At 63.6% G+C, this 23,314-nt stretch carries 17 protein-coding genes; 9 read left to right on the plus strand and 8 right to left on the minus strand.

All coding sequences use genetic code 11. The features are described 5' to 3' along the window. Positions 1-117: 117 nt before the first annotated feature. The 3 genes from HWN72_RS27445 to HWN72_RS27455 form a co-directional block, all read right to left on the minus strand. On the minus strand, positions 118-573 hold the full coding sequence (locus HWN72_RS27445) for a substrate binding domain-containing protein (protein WP_309141596.1): 456 nt from the start codon (positions 571-573) through the stop codon (positions 118-120). Between the two features lie 21 nt (positions 574-594). Further along, complete coding sequence (locus HWN72_RS27450; RefSeq protein ID WP_375154550.1) at positions 595-1,548, minus strand: formylglycine-generating enzyme family protein; 954 nt, start codon at positions 1,546-1,548, stop codon at positions 595-597. A gap of 236 nt (positions 1,549-1,784) precedes the next feature. Then, entirely contained in the window at positions 1,785-3,164 is a 1,380-nt protein-coding gene (locus tag HWN72_RS27455) for a carbohydrate porin (RefSeq protein WP_211151905.1), read from the minus strand. Positions 3,165-3,538: 374 nt separating this feature from the next. On the opposite strand from HWN72_RS27455, the gene HWN72_RS27460 reads away from it, so the two are divergent. Beyond that, the gene (locus tag HWN72_RS27460) at positions 3,539-4,747 is read left to right on the plus strand and encodes an L-lactate dehydrogenase (RefSeq protein ID WP_309141595.1); all 1,209 of its coding nucleotides are present in this window, start codon (positions 3,539-3,541) and stop codon (positions 4,745-4,747) included. 14 nt (positions 4,748-4,761) lie between these two features. Then, positions 4,762-6,507: an FAD-binding protein gene (locus HWN72_RS27465; RefSeq protein WP_248006379.1), complete on the plus strand. Its 1,746-nt coding sequence runs from the start codon at positions 4,762-4,764 to the stop codon at positions 6,505-6,507. 51 nt (positions 6,508-6,558) lie between these two features. Here HWN72_RS27465 and HWN72_RS27470 read toward each other — a convergent pair whose 3' ends face one another. Both HWN72_RS27470 and HWN72_RS27475 read right to left on the minus strand, forming a co-directional pair. Beyond that, positions 6,559-7,299: a TetR/AcrR family transcriptional regulator gene (locus tag HWN72_RS27470; protein ID WP_211151906.1), complete on the minus strand. Its 741-nt coding sequence runs from the start codon at positions 7,297-7,299 to the stop codon at positions 6,559-6,561. Positions 7,300-7,356: 57 nt separating this feature from the next. Next, the gene (locus HWN72_RS27475) at positions 7,357-8,346 is read right to left on the minus strand and encodes an NAD(P)H-quinone oxidoreductase (RefSeq protein WP_211151907.1); all 990 of its coding nucleotides are present in this window, start codon (positions 8,344-8,346) and stop codon (positions 7,357-7,359) included. A gap of 138 nt (positions 8,347-8,484) precedes the next feature. Here HWN72_RS27475 and HWN72_RS27480 point away from each other — a divergent pair, with 138 nt between their 5' ends. Next, positions 8,485-9,243, plus strand: coding sequence for an SDR family NAD(P)-dependent oxidoreductase (locus HWN72_RS27480; RefSeq protein ID WP_211151908.1), 759 nt, complete (start codon positions 8,485-8,487; stop codon positions 9,241-9,243). A gap of 112 nt (positions 9,244-9,355) precedes the next feature. Here HWN72_RS27480 and HWN72_RS27485 read toward each other — a convergent pair whose 3' ends face one another. Continuing rightward, on the minus strand, positions 9,356-10,969 hold the full coding sequence (locus tag HWN72_RS27485; protein ID WP_211151909.1) for a GMC family oxidoreductase: 1,614 nt from the start codon (positions 10,967-10,969) through the stop codon (positions 9,356-9,358). A gap of 196 nt (positions 10,970-11,165) precedes the next feature. Between HWN72_RS27485 and HWN72_RS27490 the strand changes: the two genes are divergently transcribed. From HWN72_RS27490 to HWN72_RS27500, 3 genes are all read left to right on the plus strand, one after another. After that, complete coding sequence (locus HWN72_RS27490) at positions 11,166-12,752, plus strand: long-chain-fatty-acid--CoA ligase (RefSeq protein WP_211151910.1); 1,587 nt, start codon at positions 11,166-11,168, stop codon at positions 12,750-12,752. Beyond that, the gene (locus HWN72_RS27495; RefSeq protein WP_211151911.1) at positions 12,749-13,600 is read left to right on the plus strand and encodes an enoyl-CoA hydratase; all 852 of its coding nucleotides are present in this window, start codon (positions 12,749-12,751) and stop codon (positions 13,598-13,600) included. Before HWN72_RS27490 ends, HWN72_RS27495 begins: the two co-directional genes overlap by 4 nt. Before the next feature lie 83 nt (positions 13,601-13,683). Continuing rightward, positions 13,684-14,592: an MBL fold metallo-hydrolase gene (locus tag HWN72_RS27500; protein WP_211151912.1), complete on the plus strand. Its 909-nt coding sequence runs from the start codon at positions 13,684-13,686 to the stop codon at positions 14,590-14,592. A gap of 84 nt (positions 14,593-14,676) precedes the next feature. On the opposite strand, the gene HWN72_RS27505 is transcribed toward HWN72_RS27500, so the two are convergent. Together HWN72_RS27505 and HWN72_RS27510 are read right to left on the minus strand one after the other, a co-directional pair. Further along, positions 14,677-16,023 (minus strand): MFS transporter, encoded by a 1,347-nt coding sequence (locus HWN72_RS27505; RefSeq protein ID WP_211151913.1) that lies wholly within the window; start codon positions 16,021-16,023, stop codon positions 14,677-14,679. 87 nt (positions 16,024-16,110) lie between these two features. Next, a complete protein-coding gene (locus HWN72_RS27510) occupies positions 16,111-17,736 on the minus strand; it encodes a thiamine pyrophosphate-binding protein (RefSeq protein WP_211151914.1) in 1,626 nt (541 codons plus the stop codon). 350 nt (positions 17,737-18,086) lie between these two features. Here HWN72_RS27510 and HWN72_RS27515 point away from each other — a divergent pair, with 350 nt between their 5' ends. The 3 genes from HWN72_RS27515 to HWN72_RS27525 all read left to right on the plus strand — a co-directional run bounded on the left by HWN72_RS27515 (position 18,087) and on the right by HWN72_RS27525 (position 23,294). After that, positions 18,087-20,900 (plus strand): TonB-dependent siderophore receptor, encoded by a 2,814-nt coding sequence (locus HWN72_RS27515; protein ID WP_211151915.1) that lies wholly within the window; start codon positions 18,087-18,089, stop codon positions 20,898-20,900. Positions 20,901-21,081: 181 nt separating this feature from the next. Continuing rightward, complete coding sequence (locus tag HWN72_RS27520; RefSeq protein WP_211151916.1) at positions 21,082-22,479, plus strand: SRPBCC family protein; 1,398 nt, start codon at positions 21,082-21,084, stop codon at positions 22,477-22,479. 41 nt (positions 22,480-22,520) lie between these two features. Beyond that, positions 22,521-23,294 carry an SDR family NAD(P)-dependent oxidoreductase gene (locus HWN72_RS27525; protein ID WP_211151917.1) on the plus strand — a complete coding sequence of 258 codons (774 nt, stop codon included), beginning with the start codon at positions 22,521-22,523 and terminating at the stop codon, positions 23,292-23,294. Positions 23,295-23,314: the final 20 nt, after the last annotated feature.

Here is a 23,314-nt window from a genome sequence, read left to right on the forward strand (position 1 = left end):
TGATGCTTCGGCATCGAATTCGACTATCGAACCAGCCAGAAAGGTGCCCCATGATCGACCGCCGTTCCTTCCTTTCCGCTGCGTCCCTCACCCGCCAAGCGAAACCGGAACTCATGCTCAAGCAGAGTTGAATTTGAGCCGCAAACTTTCGATGAACGCCCGCAGTCGTGGTGGCATTTGCTTTCGACTCGGAAACAAAGCCCAGATATTCAACTCATCCGGGTCAGCGTCAGACAGCTCGATTTGCTCAAGGGTGCCACGCTGAAGATCTCGATGTACATCCCAGTAGGTCATCATCGCCACGCCAACACCGGCGATGGCGGCCGAACGGACGGCATCGACTGTGCTGGTCGATATAGGTCCGTCGATCCGGACCCGCTCTGCAGCGCCCTTCCGGATGAAGGGCCAAGTGTCGATGCCATGGAGCTTGATGCAAGGATAGCTGATGAGATCGGCGATCGTCTCGGGCTTGCCGAACCGTGCAATGTAATCCGGCGCGGCGCAGATGATCCTTGGGTTTGCCGCGATCTTCGTCGCCACCATTTCTGACGGCTCCAGCGGTGAAACGCGGATCTGAGTTGATGGAAAAACTACTTAACGCCGCACGCAGCGAAAGCCGATGTGCGAGGTTGCAGTGTCGACCATCTCTGGATGCCGCGCGGCAGGGCGGTAGCGCTGGCAGTAGTTTGCCGCGCACAAGTGCGAACCGCCCTTCAGCACCTTGCGGCCAATCCGTACACCCGACTGGACGGGGTCGTAGCTATCTCTCAACTTGCCACCGCGCGGATTGCTGCGCGTGCAGCACGACTGGCCCGACTTCTTGCGGGGCGCGTTGGGCTTGTCGCTCCACCAGTCGCTCGTCCATTCCCAGGTGTTGCCGATCATGTCGAACACCCCGTAGCCGTTGGCCGGGTAGGTCTTCACCGGGGAAGTCCGCTCCCAGCCGTCGAGGATCTGGTTGGCAAACGGGAACAGGCCCTGCCAGTAATTGGCCAGCATCGCGCCGCCAGGGGCCAGTTCATCACCCCAAGCATAGTCAGCGCCGTCTAACCCGCCGCGCGCCGCGAACTCGAACTCGGCTTCGGTCGGCAGATCCTTGCCTGCCCAGTGCGCATAGGCCTGTGCGTCAGCATAGGCGATCTGGACGACCGGATGATCCCACAGGCCAAGCGCCTCGACGTCGCGATCCCGCCCCAGTGGATGGCGCCAGTCGGCACCGAAGTCGAACCGCCACCAATTGGCGGGATTGCCGGTATCGACCGGGGCGGCGGTCTTGTGGAAGACCAGCGAGCCGGGCTGCGCCATCTCCGGGGGCATGCCTGGGTACTGCGCGGGATCGGGCGCGACTTCGGCGACGGTGCGGTAGCCGGTCGTTGCGACGAACTGCGCGTACTGACGATTGGTGACGGGCGTGGCATCAATCCAGAATCCGTTGACTGACACTCGGCGCACGGGCGCTTCCTCGGGATAGAATTTTTCCGATCCCATCGCGAACGTGCCGCCGGGTATCCGGACCATCTCGGCTGATACTTCAATCTGCGTACCCATAGCGCGCTGTCATCCTGCAATCAGTGCTTTTTCCCGGGCCTTAATCGCTATGCATGCTCCGGGGGGTAGCGGCGGGTTTCAGGCTTTTCTGCAGGCGCTGCCGCTACTTCGCGCAACACTATGCTCGTCTGCGCTCGATAGTGAAGCCATGCCGCAGCGAAATCACCCAGCTTGGCCGCATGACTGTTGGAAAATACTGTTCCGCTAATTCATTTGGTCTAGAACTGATCCCTTCTCTAGAATATCGTAAATATTGTGATATTAGATAGGAGGGCATTATTGAACCTTCCAATAAAAGAGGGGTTGTGAACCCATGATAGGGAAGGAGTTGCGTAAAGGCCCTTTCCTAGGTGAGCCGTATAAGAGCCGCTGATGCTAGTCTGGTCCGCATTTGCGTGAACATCCATTAAGCTTTGGGCCCGGCGTGCTGCTTCGGAAAATTTGTTGTAGCTCACCTTCAGGCTCATCGCGTCGCGCTTGCGGGAGGGGAACGGGCCTATCGCATAAACGCGCGCTTCATAGCTCTGCGTGAAAACGTTGACTGACGGGTTGCCCCAAAAGGCGCTTGCACCCGCATAAATGCCGGAGGCTGGCCGGCTAGGGTCCTTCTGCGTCAGTTGGAAGTCCGCCGCTGCGTAAGCCGCTTGGTTGGTGCTGGTTCCCCGACCGTCAAAGCGCGTGTAGCCGCTTTCGTTGTACAGGCCGCCGACGCGTAGCCACCGGTGCAGAACGCCCGGTGTCGAGGCACGCAGCACACCCGTTTCGGCGAGGTACAGAGGTTTTGCCTCCGGCATCGTGAAGCGGAAGCCGTTATGGTTGTGTTCTACGTCATAGCCGCGTCCAAGCGGGTGCATGCTGCGCTGGATGCCGGCCCGCACATATTTGCCGCCGCTGCCGTGCAGCGTGATGTTCACGGCAGGCGTCGCCACGGGGTCTGCGCTCATCCCCGCCTGAATCGGAATCACACCCGAAAGTCCGGCGGCCAGAACCGGGCTGCCTCCGGTGAAGAACCCCGCATATTCATACATGTTGGTCAGATAGCCGGCCTTGATCTCCAGCTTTCCCCCGAAGGCTCGGTGATGGATTGACAGTGCTCGCAGTGCGACCGTGGAGGGGGCATTGTCCCGGAAACTGGACGCGTAATACATCCCGCCTGCCGTGAGCGTCGTATCAGGCAGGCCCAGCTTGTCCAGCCGCCAAGCAAGAAGCGCTGTCACCGATGCGGCCTGCAGTGTCGGCCTCTGCCCGTTGTACCGCTGCGGCGAGCGGGGCTGGCCGCTGTCGTTCAGGCTGGTCACGAAGATGTTGGAGCTTCGGAGCGTAAGGCCCACGTTTTCCTTCGCCATGGCGCTGCGCAGGCCACCGGCATCACCGAGGACCGAGTCCGTTGAGCCCGGAAAGGAAGTCACCAGACCAGGTTCGACGAGTTCGTCGAAGTGCTTGTAATCGGGCTGGGCATCAGCAGCTTCCTGCGCTTCGGCATCGGCCCGATCACGTTCCGAATGGGCATTGGCCGTTCCGGCGCAAATACAGGTTATGGCGGCGAAGGTCGTCCCGGCCAGCGCCTTCAGCGTGGGGGTCGGAATTCTGCAAATGCCCAGGATCGTTCTCCACATTGTTATAAGGCGGCTGTTAGCGCCGATGGACGGAAAGGGATGGGGGTATCGACGATGTGCCATAAAAATAGTACGCATTGCACAATGATTGTCACTGCGCATGGTTTCCTGCGGTCGGCGTCGTTTGCAGTCTTCTCTTACCGGTTTCGAATCAAATAATTGATAACGCTGTTTAATTCACACCACTTGCAACTCGAGGAAAAACCGTCCAATCTGTCTGTAGAAAGCATTTCGGATGGTTTGCAGCCAAGGGTAGAGTCGCCGCAGCGTTGCTCCCAGGCTAATTCCATCACGAGTAATAATATTGTGCCGCAGGATGGTTCCCTTGCTTCCAGGGAGGGTGCTCCGGGTGTTGGCGCAAGAAGGAATGGGATGTGGAGCCGGGCGGAATGTCCAGAGCGATTGCTACAGCGGGCGACTTTCGAGCGCGTGCGCGTGCGCGCCTTCCGCATTTCCTGTTCGAGTACTACGATGGGGCTGCATTCGCCGGTGAGACGGCGCGTCTGAACGAGGCCGCTTTCGGCGATGTCAGGCTTCCCCAGAATGTGCTGCGCGACATGTCCTGTGTGAATATCTCGACAACGATAATGGGGCAGGCGTTGTCGCTTCCGCTGGCGTTGTCGCCGGTCGGCCTCGCTGGAAGTGCGCGCAAGCGGGGTGAAGCGCTGGCTGCCCGGGCGGCCATCAGCCGAGGCGTAGGCTTCACGCTGTCGACGACTTCGGTGTGCCGGGCGGAGGAGGTGGCCGGGGTCGCAGCGCCCTGGTTCCAGCTCTACATGCTGCGCGATCGCGCATTGGCCGGGCGGCTGCTGAAAACGGCGTCGGCGCTGGGCTGCGATACGCTGGTGGTGACTGTTGATGTTCCGGTGCTCGGGCGTCGCTGGCGGGATACCTATTCCGGGTTGGGAGCCGCTGGGCCGGCCGGGCTGGTCCGACGCTCGGCGCAGATGATCCGGCGACCGCGCTGGCTGCTGGAGACCGGCGTGCGGGGCGGTCCTCATAACCTCGGCACGATCGCGCGTCTTCTGGGCGACGATGCGTTGCCGTTGTCGGCCTGCATGGCCTTCATGGATGCCAATCTCGCGCCCGGAGTCGATCGGGAATGCCTCGAATGGCTGCGGAGGCAGTGGCGGGGCAACCTCGTCGTCAAGGGTGTGTTGCAGCCGCAGGACGCCTGCGTCGCCATCGATTGCGGGGCCGATGCGCTGATCGTCTCCAACCATGGCGGGCGTCAGCTCGACGGCGTGGATGCGACGGCTCATGCTTTGCCACATGTCGCCCGTGCGGTCGGGGGGAAGGTGCCGTTGCTTGTCGATGGAGGAATTCGTACGGGCCTCGACATTCTGCGTGCGCTTGCGCTGGGTGCCGACGCCGCGATGGTGGGGCGCCCTTGGGTCTTCGCCCTCGCCACCGATGGGGAGCGCGGGGTGGCGCGCATGATCGACCTGATGGCGGAGGAACTGCGCATCGCGATGATCCTCACCGGCTGCCGTGACATTGCCGAGGTGCGCGCGCTTTCAGCGACAGGAAATAGCCGACCGGCGCCGCGCCAGAGCGAATGGTGTGATGCCGGGCAGGTATGACGAAAGGGAAGAGAATGAACATGCAAGCGACACGGCAGAATGCCGCCTCTCAACAGGGCTTCGACAAGACCTGCGATTTGCTGGTCGTCGGCTCGGGCGGTGGCGCGCTGACGGCGGCGGTGACGGCGAAGCGGGCCGGACTTGACGTGATCGTGACGGAAAAGATGCCTTACTTCGGCGGCACCACCGCGACTTCGGGCGGCATGCTGTGGATCCCCGGCAATCACCACTCGCCCGCGCTGCAGGACCGGCTAGACGAACCGGATTCGCTCGATGTGGCAAGGCGCTACATCATCGAGGAAGCCGGGAACTACGCGGATATCGACCGGATCGATGCCTACATCAAATACGGTCCGGAGATGATCGACTTCCTCGAACGCGAAAGCCATGTGCGGTTTTTCGGGCAGGAATACCCTGATTACAACATGGACCACCGCGATGCGCGCCGCACCCGTTCGCTCAGCCCGGTGGAGTATTCGACCAAGCACCTCGGCAAGAATGCCCTCAAGCTGAAGCCGGAACTCAAGCAGTTGCTGTTCCTCGGCTTCGCGGTCGGTTCCTCGGTCGAGATGAAGCAGTTCTTCAAGGCGGGGCGCTCTCCCAAGGCCTTTGCAGGCGTCGCGGTGAAGATGGCGCGCCACTTGCTCGACACCGCGATTCACGGTGCGCCGCGCCGCGTGGTGCGCGGGCGGGCGCTGATTACCCGTCTGGCGCAGACGCTCTTCGAACTGGAAGTGCCGATCCTGCTGTCCTCGCCGGTGGTGGAACTGATCGTCGAGGACGGAGTGGTGCGCGGCGCCGTCATCGAAGGCCCCGAAGGGCGCCGCCGCATCGGCGCGCGCAAGGGCGTGGTGCTGGGATCGGGTGGCTTCCCCTGGGACAACAAGCGCCGTGCCGAGGCCTATCCGGCCAATGCTCAGGACGGTACGCCCCGCTCGGTGGCGAACCCTGGCAATACCGGCGACGGTGCGCGGCTGGCGGAGTCGGTCGGCGGCGTGTTCAGCGCTGAGATCAGCAATGCCGGCGCATGGATGCCGACTTCTGTGCGGCCCGACGTGCAGGGACCGGACGCGGTGTGGCCGCATCTGGTCGATCGCCTGAAGCCCGGCTTCATCTGCGTCAGCCCGTCCGCGCGCCGCTTCGGCAACGAATCCGCGGCCTATTCGGCGTTCGTGCCGATGATGCTGGAAGGGGCCAAGGACGTGCCGATGGCCTTCGCCTGGCTCATCGGCGACAAGCAGGCGGTCGATCGCTGGGGCATCGGCCGGGTCCGTCCCAAGCCGATGCCGCGCAAGAGCTTCATCAAGTCCGGCTATCTGATCGAGGCGAAGTCCATCGAGGATCTCGCCCGGAAGACGGGACTGGATGCGACGCAGCTTCGCGCCACGGTGGAGCGTTTCAACACCGATGCGCGCGTCGGTCTCGACACCGAATTCCGTCGTGGCTCGAATGCGTACGATGCCTATCAGGGCGATGACGATCACACTGGTCCCAACCTGTGCCTGGCACCGCTGGAGCAGGCACCGTATTACGCGATCAAGATGTACCCCGGTGAAATCGGCACTTTCGCGGGCATTCGCACCGATCGTTATGCGCGCGTCGTCGATGAGGCGGGGCAGCCGGTGCAGGGGCTTTACGCCGTGGGCAACGATCAGCTCAACGTGTTCGGAGGGGCCTATCCGGGGGCCGGGGCGACCCTCGGTCCGGGCCTGACTTTCGGCTACGTAGCCGGGCGGCACGCGGCTGGACTGCTCGACTGAGATGGAAAAAGGCGGCCCTGCGGGGCCGCCTTTACCGAGCTTCCGGGATGCTCACCTGTCCTGAGGTGGTTCTCCGGGCGGCAGCAGGACGGGCTTGGGAAATTCCGGCACCAGTCCGGTCCTTCCGATCTGCGCCAGCATTTCCTGCGCGCGCGCCTGCGTCGATCCTTGCGTGGCACCGGCTGCCAGCGACAGGACGGCGGTAATCAGCAGCCGGATGTACGCTTCGTCGTCGATCCGGTCGTTGGCCCAATCGTTGATGACCGAATATTCGATGTTGGCGAACATGTGTGCCAGATCGTCGATTGCGGCCCACGGTTGCAACTCACCGTCGCTCTTCACCTTGTCCAGCCACTGACGCAAGTTGAGGAAGACCATCTCGCGGATGGCCATCCAGACATCCTTGCTGGTGCCCGGCGAGAAGAATATCGACGTCACCGCCCGCGTGTAGTTGCGCGCCTTGAGATTGCGGCGGTTGACGGCGATCAGTCGGTCCACGATCCCGTCGATCGTATCGGCGGACGTGCGATAGCCGATATAGCTGTTGACGTCTTCGTAGGCATTGCGGATCGCCAGCGCGATCAGCCGGTCCTTGCTGTGGAAGGCGTTGTACAGCGTCCTTTGGGCAACATCCGCACGCTTGCACAGCGTGCGGATGCTGAAGCCCTCAAGACCGCTTTCACCGATCATCTTTCGGGTTTCACGCAGAATGCGCTTGCGCCGTTCGAAGATGGTGCTGCTGGAATAGACCAGTTGCTTGTCCGGGTGCGGGCTGAGGATATCGTCGTTCACGTGGATCTGTTCATTCTTTCGCCGGGCAAGCAGATTGTTGCATCTCGTGTCATAATCTTAGGGCATGAGAACGACTTTGCCAAACTGACTTCCATTTTCAAGATGGCGATGGGCTTCGCAAGCCTCGCCGAGCGCGAAAGTGCGATCGACCGGCGGGCGAACCGCGCCCGATTGCACCCAGGGCCAGACATGGTCTTCGATGGCGGCAGCAAGCCGGGCCTTCTCGTCCGCCGGTCGTGCCCGCAGCGTGGATCCGACCACGGTAAGGCGCTTGAACAGCAGTTGCATTAGGTCGAGTTCCACTTTCCCGCCATCGAGCAGCGCAATCTGCGCGAGGCGTCCGTCAGGCTTGAGCGCAGCGACGTTGCGGGGGAAATAGCTGCCGCCGACCATATCGAGCACCACATCGACGCCGCCAAGTTCCTGCGCCACGGCGACGAAGTCTCGCGCCGAAACATCGACAGCGTGGTCGGCTCCCAGTTCCAGCGCTTTTTGCGCCTTCCAGGCGCCGCGGCACGTAGCGATGACGGTTGCGCCTGCGGCCTTCGCCATCTGGATCGCGGTGACGCCGATGCCGCTGTTGGCACCGTGGACCAGCACCGTCTCGCCCGCCTTGAGGCGCGCATTCTCGAACATGTTGATCCACACGGTGAACACGGTTTCGGGCAGGACGGCGGCCTGCTCGAAGCTCACGTCGTCGGGGATCGGCAGCGCGTGACGGGCATCGACGCGGGCATATTGCGCATAGCCGCCGCCGGGCAGCAGCGCGGTCACCCTGTCGCCGACCTTCCAGCGAGGTGCACCGGTCCCCACCGCCGCAACGCGTCCGGCTACTTCGAGGCCGATCACATCGGAAGCGCCCGGCGGCGGCGGATAATTGCCCTCCCGCTGGGAGATGTCGGGCCGGTTCACCCCTGCCGCTACCACTTCGATCAGGATTTCGCCGGGCGAGATTTCGGGGCGCTCGCGTTCTTCCACGATCAGTGCCTCGGCAGGGCCGGTGCCTCCTAGGACACCAATGGCCCGCATGGTTGCCGTCGTGGTCATGCATCGTCTCCGCATATTCGTTTAAAAATGATGCGCGCACTATATTAGGTTGACCTTGGTTCGGCAATGACGATAAGCCGCGTGCCGGAGCCGACCTGAGACGGGCCTGCGGCATCAACGGATAGGAAAGGCGAGACGATGGATCTTGGACTGAAGGGCAAGAAGGTCATTCTCACCGGCGGCAGCCGCGGGCTCGGCCGTGCGGCGCTCGAACTCTTCGCGCAGGAAGGCTGCGATGTGGCGTTCTTCTCGCGCAATGCGGAGCAGGTGGCCGAAACCGTCACGGTGTTGCAGAAGCACGGCGGCAAGGTGCATGGTTCAGCGTTCTCGCTCGACGATCTGGATGCGTACAAGGCATGGCTCGATGCCGCCGCGAAGGAACTGGGCGGCGTCGACATCTTCGTGCACAACGTCAGTTCCTCGGGCGCCGGTACGGGCGGCGACTGGAACGCGACGCTGCAACTCGACATCATGGGTGCGGTTGCCGGTATCGAGGCGCTGGAGCCTTATCTGGAAGCCTCGCCCGACGCTTCGGTGGTGTTCATGTCCTCGACCGCTGCGCTGGAGACGTTCTTCTCTGCAAATGCGTTCAATGCGCTGAAGGCCGCGCTGATCACTTATGCCAAGCAGCAGTCGCAGGCGCTGGGGCCGAAGGGCATCCGCGTCAACGTGATCTCGCCCGGCCCGATCTCGTTCGAGGGCGGCAACTGGGAAAAGATCAAGGCCGCGCGGCCCGAGCTTTACGATGCCACCGCCGCCAAGATGGTGACGGGGCGCTTTGGCACGGCTGAAGAAGTGGCACGCTCCATCGTGTTCATCGCCAGCCCCGCTTCGTCGAACACCACCGGCGCGAACCTGGTGGTCGATGGCGGTTACACCAAGCGCGTACAGTTCTGATCGTCACGCGGTTTCGGTCGCCTGGAGGAGAGCGACTGGAACCGGAACGCCGGAATTGAAGCGTTGTAACGGGAAAGGGTGCGCGGATTTGATCCGCGCACCCTTTTTCGCGTCAGTTGCGGGCGGTGCGGCGGATGACTTCTCCCGCGCGCCAGCCGAGCGCCATGGCCGGGGCGTTGGTGTTGCCGGAAGTCAGGGCTGGCATCGAGGAGCAGTCGACAACGCGCAGGCCGTCGACGCCGCGCACCCGAAGATCGGGATCGAGGACGCTGCCCATCGCGCAAGTACCCACTGCGTGCGTTCCGCAGCGGCCGAACAGTCGCACGGCTTCGGCGAGTTGCTCGTCGGTATCGTATTGCGCGCCAGGCACCAGTTCCTCGCCCAGATAGTGCGCCATCGACGGCTGGCGCAGCATCCGGCGCATGTAGCGGATCGAGGCGATACCGGTCGCGACGTCTTCGGGCGTACGCATCCAGTTCGGCTCGATGACGGGCGGCGCGTCCATGTCGCGGCCGGAGATCGCGATGCTGCCTGTGGACGTCAGGTTCAGCATCTGGCCGTAGATGGTCATGCCGGGTTCGTCGTCGACGGCTGAAAGCTGGACCGGGACATTGGCGTTCGTCACCCGCTTGAAGGTGAAGGCGCTCCAGAACACCTGGAGGTCAGGGCGTGCGATTTCCGGCCTGGTGCGCACGAATGCCCCGACTTCATAAGGGCCGGTGGCCATCGGGCCTTTGTGCGTCAGGTAATATTCGGCCACGCTGCGGGCGAGACCGGCGCCGCGGAAGCGATGGTTGTTGCCCTTGTCGCCGACAAGGCGGTGCGGCAGCGAGAAGCCGAGATGGTCGCGCAGGTTGCCGCCGACGCCGGGGGTGTCCGCCAGCACCGGAATGCCGAGCCGGGACAGCAGGGCTGGATCGCCCACGCCCGACCGCTGGAGGATCATCGGCGAAACCACCGCGCCCGCGCTGAGGATCACTTCGCCGCGCGTGTGGATGGTGCAGCGGATGCCGTTCATCATGACCTCGACGCCGATGGCGCGGCGCCCATCGAACACGACGCGGTCCACCGTCACGCCGGTCATGACCTTGACGTTGGGACGCTTGGTCGCCGGTTCAAGGAAGGCGATCGAGGCGCTCTGGCGGCGGCCCTTGCGGATGTTGTGGGAAAAGTAGCCGATGCCCTCCTGATCCTCGGTGTTGAGGTCCGCCTTGCGCGGCAGGCCCATTTCCTCGCCCGCGTGGATCATGGCTTCCGCCAGCGGATAGCGGAAGGTGCCGGGCGAGATGTGCAGCGGGCCGCCCACGCCGCGACCGTCGCCTTCGCCAAGCTCATGATCTTCGATGGCGCGGAAGGCTTCCTTCATCTCCGACCAGCCCCAGCCGGTGGCACCGTTCTCCACCCAGCGTTCGTAGTCCTCGGGCTGGCCGCGCACGTAGATCATGCCGTTGATGGCGGACGACCCACCGAGGCCCTTGCCGCGCACCCAGCTTTCCGTCGACGGCACGTCCTCGATCCGGCGCTGCTCCACGCCGTAATGCCAGGCGAAGCGCGGGTTGAGCGCCAGCTTGCCGATGCCCTTGGGCATATGCACCAGCGGGCTTTCATTCCGGCCACCGGCTTCGAGTACCAGCACGCGGTTCAGCCCATCGGCGGAAAGCCGTTCCGCCAGCACGCAGCCGGACGAACCCGCGCCGACAATGATGAAGTCCCATTCGCCCGTCATGCCTGTCCCTTTGTTGATCTATAATGTATCACGCGTTTTCTTTTGCATCGGATCATATGCTTTGTCACCCCGCTTGCGACGAGGATCCGCGATGGTGCGACAATTTTCCAAGGCGAGTATGGCCTTGCCGGACGAATCTCGCTAAAAAGAATAACGCGCTATGATTTTGTGATTCAAAAACGGAGGAGAGGCGATTTTGGCGGTCAAGGCCGAGGCGGGCGTCGCCCCCCAGTTCACCAATCTGTCGGACATGGTCGAGCATCAGGCCAATGTCCGCCCCGCCAAGCTGGCGCTGCGTTATGAAGGGCGCGAGACCAGTTATGCGGAGTTTCGCGGCCAGAGCCGCCGGGCGGCCGGGGCGATGGTACGCACCGCGAAGCCCGGTGCGCGGGTGGCCTACCTCGGCAAGAACACCGACGCCTACTATGTGGTGCTGGCAGGTGCGGCGATGGCGGGGCTGACGCTGGTGCCGGTCAACTGGCGGCTTGCGGTGCCGGAAGTGTCCTACATCCTGCGGGACAGCGGTTGCGCGCTGCTGTTCATCACCCCGGAATTCGCGGACGTGGCGCGTGCCGCGCTGAAGGGCTTGCACGAGCAGCCACAGATCGTCGTTATCGGCGGAGAGGGCGATGGCTTTGCCGAATGGTGCCGCGCCTTCGAACTGGTGCCGGAACTGCACAGTCGCGATCCGGAGGCGATCGTCGTGCAGATGTACACCTCGGGCACCACCGGGCGTCCCAAGGGGGCTTTGCTCAGCCAGCGGGCGCTGATGGCGTTCCGCTCGCTGCGGCCCGAAGCGCAACCGGAATGGAACCGGTGGATGCAGGACGACGTCGGCCTGATCGTGATGCCGCAGTTCCATATCGGCGGGACCGGCTTCGGGCTGCAGATCCTGTGTGCCGGTGCGACGGGTCTTGTCGCGCAGGAATTCAGCGTTGAACGGGTGCTCGACGCGATCGAGCATGAGGGGCTGAGCAAGCTGTTCACCGTGCCGTCGGCGCTGCAGATGCTCCTTGCCCATCCGCGCGCGCGCGGGATCGACTACGAACGGATACGTGCGGTGGTCTATGGTGCCTCGCCGATGCCTCTGCCGGTTCTGCGCGATGCGATCTCGGTGTTCGACTGCGGCTTTGTACAGCAGTACGGCATGACCGAGATGTGCGGGACGATCGCCGTGCTGCCGCCCGAGGATCACGACGGCGCGGGCACGGTGCGCATGACTTCGGCGGGGCGCGCTCTGGCCGGGGTGAAGATCGCCATCGCCGGGCCTGACGGGACGCATTTGCCCGCCGGGGAGACAGGCGAAGTCCTGATCCGCTCACCCACCGCGATGAGCGGTTACTGGAACCTTCCGGAAGCGACGGCACAGGCGTTCGACGCGCAGGGCTTCTTCCGCTCGGGCGATGCGGGCTATCTTGATGAGGGCGGTTATCTGTTCCTGCGCGACCGGATCAAGGACATGATCGTCAGCGGTGGCGAGAACGTGTTCCCGGCGGAAGTCGAGAACGCGCTCGCCAGCCATCCCGCCGTGCGCGAAGTCGCTGTGATTGGCGTGCCTGACGCCAAGTGGGGCGAGGCGGTGAAGGCCGTCGTCGTCCTGCGCGATGGCGAGGCAATCGGGCAGGACGCGTTGCGAGGCTGGGCGCGGGATCTGATCGCCGGGTTCAAGGTGCCAAAGTCGATCGATTTCGTCGAGGCTCTGCCGCGCAATGCCGCGGGAAAGGTGCTGCGCCGCGAACTGCGCGCGCCGTACTGGGAAGGTCAGGAGCGCGCGATCGCATGACGCCGGTTTACGAAACGGACGAGCCAGTCATCTACGAACGCCTGGGCGCAGTGGCGTGGCTGACGCTCAACCGGCCGGGTTTTGCCAATTCGCAGAACGGGCAGATGCTCTACGCGCTCGATGCCGCGTTCGCGCGGGCGGTGGATGACGAGGATGTACGCGCCATCGTGCTGCGCGGCGCGGGAAAGCATTTTTCCTCGGGTCATGACATCGGCTCGCCGGGGCGCGATGTCGATCTGCCGCCGCGTGCCGCTGTGACGCTGTGGGGCGACCATACGAAGCTGGATGGTGCCGCGCGGCAATATACGCGTGAGCAGCATCTTTATCTCGGCATGTGTCGCCGCTGGCGTGAGATACCCAAGCCGACAATCGCGGCGGTCCACGGCGGCTGCATCGCAGGCGGGTTGATGCTGGCATGGGTCTGCGATCTGATCGTCGCGACGCAGGATGCCTTCTTCTCGGACCCGGTGCTGCGCATGGGCATCCCCGGCGTCGAGTATTTCGCGCATGCCTTCGAGATGCACCCGCGCGTTGCCCGCGAATTCGTGTTCCTGGGTGAGCGAATGAGCGCGCAGCGGGCCTACGAACTGGGCATGGTCAATCGCCTCGTCCCGGCCGAGGCGCTGACTGAGGAAGTGTCGACACTGGCCGAACGCCTCGCCGCGATGCCGCCGTTCGGGATGACGCTGGCCAAGCAGGCGTTCAACCGCGCCGAAGACCAGATGGGCAAACACGCGACGATGGATACGGTGTTCAACATCCACCACCTCGCCCACGCCCACGCGCAGATGACGACTGGTAGTGCGATCAGCGGCAAGAATGCCCGGTCGATGGCCGACAAGGACTGAAAGGCAACCGCCGTCACAGTGAAAGCCCGGCGGCATCTGGGAGAGCAATGATGAGAGCAAAGGCAGCGGCTGCGGCCCTGTGTATGGGATTGTGCCAAGTCGGCGCTGCGCCGCCGTCTGACGCGATCGCCGGGCATGTCGTGAAGGCCACCAAGGCGGCGGGCAGCGAATATGCGGTGCTGGTCAAGGCGCTGTGCCCCGGTCCGATCGTCAAGTCCGCACCGATCGACAGCGCTGACCGGGACAGCTGGCACGCAGAGCCGGTCCGCGCCTTCGACGACCTGTTCTACGTGGGCCAGAAGACCGTGTCGGCCTGGGCGCTCAGGACATCCGCCGGAATCATCGTGATCGATGCCTTGTTCGACTATTCGGTCGAGGACGAGATCTGGGACGGACTGCGCAAGGCGGGCCTTGATCCGTCCGAAATCCGCTATGTGATCGTTACGCATGGTCACTCCGATCACCTTGGCGGGGCCGCGTTCCTGCAGCGCAAGGGCGCTACGATCGTCTTGGCCGAGGCGGACTGGCCGATCGCCGAGAAGATGGAAGGCCCGCGCCCGACCCGAGATGCGCGCTTCTTGGCGGTTAGCGGAAGGCGGCAATTGACGCTGGGCAATACCACGGTCGATCTGGTGCCGACACCGGGACATACGCCGGGCACGCTCTCGGTGATATTCCCGGTGCACGATGGCAAGGCGCGGCATATGGCCTCGATCTGGGGAGGCACAGGCTTCAATACGCGCACGCCCGAGCAGTTTTCCAGCTATGCCCGCTCGGCCCGTGATTTCGCGCGTGTGGCGCAGCGGGCGAGGGTGGATGTGCCTTTGTCCAATCATCCGGTGGTCGACGATACGTTCCGCAAGGCGGATGCGCTCGCCGGGCGCAAGTCGGGCGATTCCAACCCGTTCGTGACCGGACAGCGCAGCCAGCAGGCGCTGCTGACGACGGCTGCGGAATGTGCGGATGCCAGCCTCATCGCCGGCGGTGGATAGTTCAGCCGCACATATTCGGTGGCATGAAAAAGGGCCGGGGTGGCATGAACCATCCCGGCCTTTTCGTTTGAATCGCGGGGCGCCTCAGGCGGGCGGGTTGATCGCGCTCGCCACGGCTCGGCGCATGGGGGCGCGGCCGAAGTGGAACGATGCCGCCGCGAGAAGCGCACAGGCCGTCCCGAAGATCGCCATCGAAAGGCCGAGGCTCGCTTCATCGGCGAACACGAAATCGGTGATCAGCGCCACGAAGACCGGGCCGAGCATCGTGCCGATGACGGTCAGGAACACCATGTAGACTGACGAGGCCTTGCCCCGAAGCGGCGCGGGCGTCGCGATCTGGAGCGCGGCAGGGCCGACGCTGGCGAACGCCATCACCAGGAAGTAGGCGACGTTGTAGGCGACCACCATCACCATCGCGGACGAGGCGGTATAGGCGATCATCAATGCAGGCGCGGCCAGAAGCGCCATCGCCATGAAGTACACGAGATGTGCGTCGGTGCGGCCGCGCGCGAACATCTTGTCCACCGCCCAGCCGTGGAACACGAGCCCCAGCAGCGCCGAGCCCAGCTGCGTCGCACCCAGCGTATAGCCGATCGTCGCCAAGTCCCAGCCGAAATGCCGTGACAAATAGGCCGAGTTCCATGACTGCAGGCCGACGATCAGCGACATGACAAGGCCGAAGCCGATATGGTGGAGCAGGTAGAACGCCTTGTGCAGCGTGATATGGCGCCAAAGATCGCCGAACCCGGTCTGCACCATGGGTTCCTTGCGCGCCATGCGCGGGTCGCGGGCCAGCCAGATCAGCGGGGCCAGCAGCAGGCCTGGTGCACCGGTGACGACGAAGGCCATCTGCCAGCCCGACAGCGGCCCGACGAAGGGCAGCACATGCTCCGGGTTCGACATGATCCACGCGATCACCGCGCCGCCGACGAGGAACGACATGCCCGAGCCGAGATTGCCGCCAAGGACATAGACGGACATCGGCAGCGCCAGCTTCTTCGGCGGGAACAGGTCGCCCAGCATCGCGTAGCTGGTGGGGTTGAGCGCGGCCTCGAACCCGCCGACCCCCGCGCGGGCGGCGAACAGCCCGCCAAAGCCGCGCGCAAGGCCCGAGCACATCGCCGAAAGGCTCCAGCCGATCGTGCATCCGAACAGGATGAAGCGGCGGCTGATGCGGTCCACCAGCCAGCCCATGAACGGGCTCATCAGCATGTAGAGCAGTCCGAAGCCGAGGCCCTGAATCAGCGAGACCTCGAAATCGCTGAGCGTGAGGTCTTTCTTGATGTCGGGGATCAGCAGCGCTGCGACCTGCCGGTCCAGAGTGCCGAACCAGTAGAGCAGGGTGAGGATCGTGACGGTGCGCCAGGCTCCCGGCAGCGGCGCATCGAGCGGCTGGCTGCGGAAATCCTTTCCCGGGATTGTTCTGTCCATCTTCATGGCTTGCCTTTCACGCGTGTTCGCGTCGCAAGGAGGAAATCGTCGTGATCGTGTGTCGCCGAGGCAAAGGGGCTGCAGGCGTCACGGGAATTCGGGCATGGCGTCGGGATCGAACTTCATGTCGATCAGCACCGGGCCACGGTGGTCCTTCACGGCATTCAGTGCGGTTTGGAGGTCGCCGAAAGTGCTCACCGAGAACCCACGGCCGCCAAGAGCCTCGGCGACTTTGCCGAAGTCCGGCCAGTCGAACATGGAAAGGGCCGGGTCCATTCCCTTGCGGCGGAACTGGATATGCTCGGCGCCATAGGCTGCGTCGTTACACACGATGGTGACGATATCGAGATTGTGACGCACGGCGGTGTTGAACTCTGCCAGGCCGCCCAGCACGAAGCCGCCGTCGCCGGTGAAGTGCACGACCTTGCGATCCGGACGGCCGACGGCGGCGCCGATGGCATGACCCATACCGAGGCCGATCGAGCCGAACGCGACGGTAATCACGAAGTCGGCGGGATCGGCGACGCCGAAGTTCTTCCAGATTTCGCCAAGGAACCGGCCGCCGTCGGTGACGAGCATGCGATCGTCGGCGAATGTCTCGTCGAGCAGTCGCACCGCGCGGGGCATGTCGACGGCGTCTTCGGCAGAGGCGGCAGGGAGCGTGCACCCGGCGGGCGCGGCGCGAACCTGTGCAGCGAAGTCGCTGGTGTTCCAGCCCGAGCCGGGAATCTCCGCCTCATCCAGCCAGTGCGTGAACAGGTCGGCGGTGCGGCCCGCGTCACCGAGCACGTAGGCGTCGCATTCGAGGTATCGGCCGAACTGGGCCGCGTCGGTGTCGATGTGCACGATGCGCTTGTCCTTGGCGAACGCGCCGTGGGACATCGTGTAGTCGTTGAGGCTGGCGCCGAAACAGATGAGGCAATCGGCCTCCATGATCTGTTCGACCGCGAAATCCTGGCTCAGCGTGCCGAAGATGCCGATGTTGCCGTCCGCCTGTGCAAAGAGGTTCTTGGCCTGCAGGGTCGTGGCGAGCGGGGCTTCGAGGCGTGCGGCGAACCGGGCGACGGCAGAGGCGGCGTCCGGCGCGATGGCGCCGCGACCGGCCAGCACCATCGGGCGGCGGGCGGCGGCGACGATGCCGATGGCGTTGTCGAGGTCGTCGCTCTCGGCAACGATCATCCGCTGGTCGGCCCGCTTGAACGGGTGCGGCGCGTAATCGACGTCGAGCCACTGGATCTCGACCGGCATGTTGAGCACGATCGGGCGCCGTTCGGCCCAGGCGCGGCGGATGCAGGTCGCCATGTCCTGCGCAATGGTGGTGGGAGAGCGGAGCTGCTCGAACCCGGCGCCGGTCGCCATTACATGTTCGCGCTGGGGCGTGCTCTGGATGTTGTCGCGGTCGGTCGGATTGGTGTCGCCGCAGATCAGTAGCATCGGCGTGCGAGCCTTGGCGCCGTGGGTGAGGGCGGTCAGCGTGTTCGTCAGCGCCGCGCCGTGTGTCACGGTGGCACAGCCGAGCTTACCGGTAGCGATGGTATAGCCCAGCGCCATCAGCGCGGCGCCTGCCTCGTTGGCGGAAGAAACGAAGCGTCCGCCGCAGTCGCGTACGAAGCTGTCGGCGAAATAGAGGTTCGCATCTCCGATCAGGCCGAACAGGTCAGTGGTCCCGTTGTCGTGGAGGGCGCGGGCAATCGCGGCATGGACTTTCAGCATGATTCTAACCTCAAACCCTTGAAATCAATGAGTCGGCTTCGAACGTCCGACATAAAAGTATCATGCGCTGCATAAAATTCGAAGGCTTGTCGGTCAAGGCGCGGATGCATCCTTCGTGTGTGTCCGGATGAGCACCTGCGCAGGCCCGCAAGCCCCGAAGCTCCAGCTTGGCATAGTGCAAACTCTAGCATCTTCCATAAAACAGTCCATCGTGATTGAAAAAAGTTTTCATGCTTCACGCGGACAACGATGATTGTATCTTGTCTGGGCGGTTACGACTCGCTAAGAAAGTGACACGCGTTATCCAAAAAAGACCGCAGACCACAGGCGGGTATTGGGGAGTTGATGTCATGAACGAGAGCACCCGTTTCCGGTGCGCAGCATCCGTGCTTGCGCTGAGCATTGCCATTCCGGGTCAGGCATGGGCGCAGGATGCAAAGCAGGCGCCGGCCGCCGATACGCAGCAGCAGGACGGCGCCAGCGTCCAGGATATTATCGTCACCGGTTCGCGCCTGAAGACGGCGGGCTTTGATGCGCCGACCCCGGTCAGCGTCATCACCGAAGTCGAAATCCAGCGCGCGGCGCCTGCGACGATTTCGGACTTCGTCAACCAGATGCCTGCGCTTTCGGGCAGTCGTACGCCGCGCACCACGCGCGGTTCGATTTCCGACGGTCTCGCCGGCGGCAACTTCCTGAACCTGCGCAACCTCGGCCTGCCGCGCACTCTGGTGCTGATGAACGGCAAGCGCGTGACCCCGGCAACGCTTACCGGCGCGGCAGACGTCAACACGCTGCCCAGCCCGCTCATCAAGCGCGTCGATGTCGTCACCGGTGGTGCTTCCGCCGCATGGGGTTCGGACGCGGTCGCAGGCGTGGTCAACTTTGTGCTGGACAAGGAGTACGAGGGCATCAAGGGCAGCGTTCAGGGCGGAATCACGACGCTGGGCGATGCGGGCAGCAACTCGATGGATTTGAGCTTCGGCAAGTCCTTCGCCGACGGCAAGGGCCATATCCTGCTGAGCGGACAGTACTCGAAGACCCGGCAGGCGCTCTATCGCGATCGCAAGTGGTTCAATGCAAGCAAGCTGATCCCCAACCCGCAGGCCAACGGTACTGCCGCGCAGCCGACGTATCTGGCTGCGCCGTGGTCTTCGATCCTCGCCAACGACACCGGCCTCGTCGCCACCGGGCCGCTGAAGGGGTACTATTTCGACGCCAACGGTCAACTTGGCGGAACCAACTTCCCGCTCGGCTCGGTCAACAGCAACTATGCCTATGGTAGCGAGGCGACGTATAACCGTCTCTACGACCAGGCGCAGAATTCTCAGGCGACCACGCCGATGGAGCAGAAGTCGCTCTACGGCCGCCTGTCCTACGAACTGTCGGATGCGATTTCGGTCTATGCCGAAGGGACTTACGCCAGGTCGAGTTCGTCCGCCAAGGTTGCCAGCTATCAGCGCACCGGCTCGCCGGTCAACGTCGCGATCGACAACTACTACCTGCCTGACGACGTTCGCGCAGCGATGGTGACGGCCGGGATCACGACGTTGCCCGTCAATATCGCCACCGCCAACATGGGCGTGATCGACAATCACATCTCGCGCGAGAACATTCGCGGACTGGGCGGTGTCGAGGGTGAATTCGGCAATGGCTGGAAGTGGGACGTGAGCTATCAGTTCGGCCGCGTGAATTCCAAGATCCGTGCCGAGAACATGCCGATCCCCGGTCACTACAACCTTGCGGTCGATGCGATCGCGGACCCGAACAATCCGGGTCAGGTGATCTGCCGCTCGTCTCTGACCGCGCCGACCAACGGCTGCGTGCCTATGAATCCGCTCGGCTCGCAGGCGCTGAGCGCCGAGCAGCTTGCCTATGTCACCGGTACGTCGGCGCAGGACATTCGCTATACGCAGCAGGTTGCTTCGGCGAACATCGCGGGCGACATCCTGACCCTGCCGGCCGGTCCGCTCAGCTTCGCGGGCGGTGTGGAGTATCGCAGCGAAAAGGCTATTGCCGAGGCCGACCCGATCTCGCAGGCCAGCCAGTTCTGGGCGGGCAACTTCAAGAACTTCACGGGCAAGTACAACGTGAAGGAAGTCTACGGCGAAATCGGCGTGCCGCTGCTGAAGGACGCGCCGTTCGCCCGCTCGCTGAGCCTTAATCTCGCCGGGCGCCTGACTGACTACAGCACCAGCGGTTCGGTGGTGACCTGGAAGGCGGGCGGTCGCTATGAGCCGATCGACGGTCTGGAATTCCGCGTGACCCGTTCGCGTGACATTCGCGCGCCGAACCTGCAGGAACTGTTCCAGCCGGGCCTTCTCACCAACCAGGAAGTACTCGACCCGCAGAATGGCAACACCCGCGTTCGGCTTGTCCAGACGCTGAGCGGCAACGCCAGCCTCAAGCCGGAAAAGGCCGATACGCTGACGGCGGGTATCGTGCTGCGGCCTGCGTTCGCGCCCGGACTGCGTGCATCGGTCGATTACTACGATATCAAGATCAACGACGCGATCACAACCAACTCCGCGCAGACGACGATCAATCGCTGCCACGACGGACTGACCGAATACTGCAGCGGCATCACCCGCGACGGCAACGGTATGCTGACGGCCATCACGCTGTTCCCGTTCAACGCGCTGGAAGAGCAGGCGCGCGGCGTGGACATCGAGGTGTCGTACACGATGCCGGTGGGCAGCGGCTCGCTCGATATGCGCGTCATGGCCAACTACGTCGACAAGCTGGATATCGTCACGCCGAACGCGGTCATCCACCGCGCGGGCGAAGTTGGCAACAACACCGGCGCGGCGGAAGGCGTTCCCAGCTGGCGCGCGGTGGCTACCGTCACTTACGATCGCGATCCGGTGACGCTGCAACTCAAGGGACGCTTCATCAGCGCCTCGCGCGTCGACGATGCCTGGGGTCCGACCGTGCTCGACAAGTACAAGGTGCCCGCGATCTTCTACCTCGATGCCTATCTCGGCTTCAAGGCGGGCAGCATCGCACCGGGCGGCGAGTTCTTCCTCGCAGCGGACAACATCCTGAACAAGGCACCGCCGACCGTGGTGTTCTCGGACAACGCGAACTCGGTTTCTTCCGGCACCAACGTCTACGTCTACGACGTGCTGGGTACGTCTTTGCGCGCAGGCTTCCGCTTCCAGTTCTGACGACTTCTCGGGGAGAGAGGGGTGGGGCCGTCGGTGTTTCGACACCGGCGGCCTTTTTCGTCCATCGGCCGGTAACGGTCATGAAAAAGACGCTTTAAAAAACCGGACGGCTGGCTTATATAAATCAAGATTGATTTGAAAATGGATGGACGCCGAATCCGGCGCGAAGAGAGGATCCGCAATGGCAACGCAAATCTCCCGGCCCGATGCGGACGTGCCCACGCCGGAAACCCATGGTGGACCGACCTGGGATGAACTGGCCGACCGCGATTCCCGGGCCGTTCCCGAATATCTGCGCGGCAATGCTCAGGCGGATCTCGGCACGGCGCCGCTTGACGTGGCGCGCTATGTCTCGCCGGAGTTCCACAAGCTCGAATGCGAGCGGATGTGGCCTTACGTGTGGCAATTCGCCGCGCGCGAGGAGGATATTCCCGATGCGGGCGACTACATCGTCTACGAGAACGCCGGGCGCTCTTTCCTCGTGGTGCGTCAGGCCAATGGTTCGGTGCGGGCCTTCCATAATGTCTGCCTCCATCGTGGTCGCCAGCTGCGCGAGAGCGACGGCAGCACCGAGGAATTCCGCTGCGCTTATCACGGTTTCAGCTGGAACACCGACGGCACCATGCGCCGCCTGCCGTGCCAGTGGGATTTCGGACAGTTGAAGGACAAGGACATGTCCCTGCCCGAGGCCGAAGTGGATTGCTGGGCAGGCTACATCTTCCTGCGCGAGAAGAGCGGCGGTCCCACCTTGCGCGAATATCTCGCCCCGTTGCCCGATCATTTCGAGCGCTGGGGGCATGAGGATGCCTATACGACCAAGTGGGTCGCCAAGGTCATCCCGGCCAACTGGAAGGCCTGCGCCGAAGCCTTCATGGAAGCCTTCCACGTCAACTCGACGCACCCGCAGATCACTCCGTTTACCGGCGACGTGAACTCGAAGTACATGATGTGGGGCGACCATGTGAACTTGGCGATCACGCCGTTCGGGGTCGTCTCTCCCGAAGTCGAGCCGATGCACGGCGAGCAGGGGATCATCGACAATTTCCTGAAATACAACAGCCGCGTCGTCGAGCCGGGCATGACCGTGAACCTCGAAGACGACCAGTCGGCCCGCGCGGCGATGGGCGAGATCAACCGCAAGCGCTTCGGCGTGATGTTCGGCCGCGATCTGGACCATATCAGCGACAGCGAAGTGCAGGACGCGCTGACTTACAACGTGTTCCCCAATTTCTCGCCCTGGGGCGGGATGCAGCCCACGGTGGTCTATCGCTGGAGGCCCTGGCACGATGCCGACCACTGCCTGATGGAAGTGCGCCTGATGTCGCGCCGCAAGCCGGGGGAAGAGGTGGAGCCGGCGACGATGCTGCTGCTTGACCCTTCGGACTCGTTCCAGGACGAACTGGGGCAGCTTGGTGCCATTCTCGAACAGGACATGGGCAACCTGCCGTACGTGCAGAAGGGCATGAAGCAGTCCGCCAACCGCGAACTGCAACTGGCGCAGTATCAGGAAAGCCGCATCCGCCACTTCCACCATACGCTCGACAAGTATCTGGAGCGTAATGCGCCACCGGCCGACTGACGCGGCGGAACAGGAAATCATTACATAAGAAGGATATGAACGTGAGCGGATCTACACTTGAAGGCAAGAAGGCAGTCGTCGTCGGCGGATCGGCACCGGACGGGATCGGCTTCGCGATCGCGCGGCGCTTCCGCGAGGAAGGTGCGCAGGTTGTGATCGCGGGTGTCGAACTGGAGCAGACGCAGCAGGTGGCGCCGACCATCGGCGCGGGCGCGGCCTTCCTCGACATGCTGGACGAAAAGAGCATCGAGGCCGGTATCGCTGATGCGAAGGCGCACATGGGCGGGCTCGACATCGTCGTCAACGCGGCGGGCGTGAACCGTGCGCGGCTGGTGGCCGAGGAAGACGCTGCCGGGCTCGACTTCATTTCCCGCCTGCACTTCGTAGGCACCGTGCTGCTGTTCCGCTATGGCGCGGCAGCGATGAACGACGGCGGTGCGATGCTGACGCTGTCGAGCGTCACCGCCGAGCGTCCGGGCTTCAACCTCGCGGGGTACGCGGGCTCAAAGGCGGCAGCGGACGCGGTGGTCAAGGTCGCCGCGCAGGAATACGGCGCGCGCGGCATTCGCGTGAACGCGATCGCGCCGGGCCTGACGCACACGGCTATGACCGATGCCTACTTCAGCAACGAGAAGACCGTGCGAGCCTTCGAGAACGAGATCCCGATCGGCCGCATGACCACGGTTCAGAACGTGGCCGACACTGCTGCATGGGTCGTCAGCGACGCCTGCATCTCGACGGGCGAGCGCATTCGTGTCAGCGGTGGCATGCACTTGCGCCGCCTGCCGGGCGCCCGCGATTTCGAACTCGCCTGAGAGCGTGGAAGGAGAGGACC

The sequence above is a fragment of the Novosphingobium sp. HR1a genome, assembly GCF_015594425.1.
GTDB lineage: Bacteria > Pseudomonadota > Alphaproteobacteria > Sphingomonadales > Sphingomonadaceae > Novosphingobium > Novosphingobium resinovorum_A.

Coding starts and splice junctions, on each gene's coding strand:
- HWN72_RS27515 (WP_211151915.1), top strand. CDS start 18,087: ATGAACGAGAGCACCCGTTTCCGGTGCGCAGCATCCGTGCTTGCGCTG.
- HWN72_RS27495 (WP_211151911.1), top strand. CDS start 12,749: ATGACGCCGGTTTACGAAACGGACGAGCCAGTCATCTACGAACGCCTG.
- HWN72_RS27480 (WP_211151908.1), top strand. CDS start 8,485: ATGGATCTTGGACTGAAGGGCAAGAAGGTCATTCTCACCGGCGGCAGC.
- HWN72_RS27505 (WP_211151913.1), bottom strand. CDS start 16,023: ATGGACAGAACAATCCCGGGAAAGGATTTCCGCAGCCAGCCGCTCGAT.
- HWN72_RS27485 (WP_211151909.1), bottom strand. CDS start 10,969: ATGACGGGCGAATGGGACTTCATCATTGTCGGCGCGGGTTCGTCCGGC.
- HWN72_RS27510 (WP_211151914.1), bottom strand. CDS start 17,736: ATGCTGAAAGTCCATGCCGCGATTGCCCGCGCCCTCCACGACAACGGG.
- HWN72_RS27520 (WP_211151916.1), top strand. CDS start 21,082: ATGGCAACGCAAATCTCCCGGCCCGATGCGGACGTGCCCACGCCGGAA.
- HWN72_RS27500 (WP_211151912.1), top strand. CDS start 13,684: ATGGGATTGTGCCAAGTCGGCGCTGCGCCGCCGTCTGACGCGATCGCC.
- HWN72_RS27465 (WP_248006379.1), top strand. CDS start 4,762: ATGAACATGCAAGCGACACGGCAGAATGCCGCCTCTCAACAGGGCTTC.
- HWN72_RS27475 (WP_211151907.1), bottom strand. CDS start 8,346: ATGACCACGACGGCAACCATGCGGGCCATTGGTGTCCTAGGAGGCACC.
- HWN72_RS27450 (WP_375154550.1), bottom strand. CDS start 1,548: ATGGGTACGCAGATTGAAGTATCAGCCGAGATGGTCCGGATACCCGGC.
- HWN72_RS27455 (WP_211151905.1), bottom strand. CDS start 3,164: ATGTGGAGAACGATCCTGGGCATTTGCAGAATTCCGACCCCCACGCTG.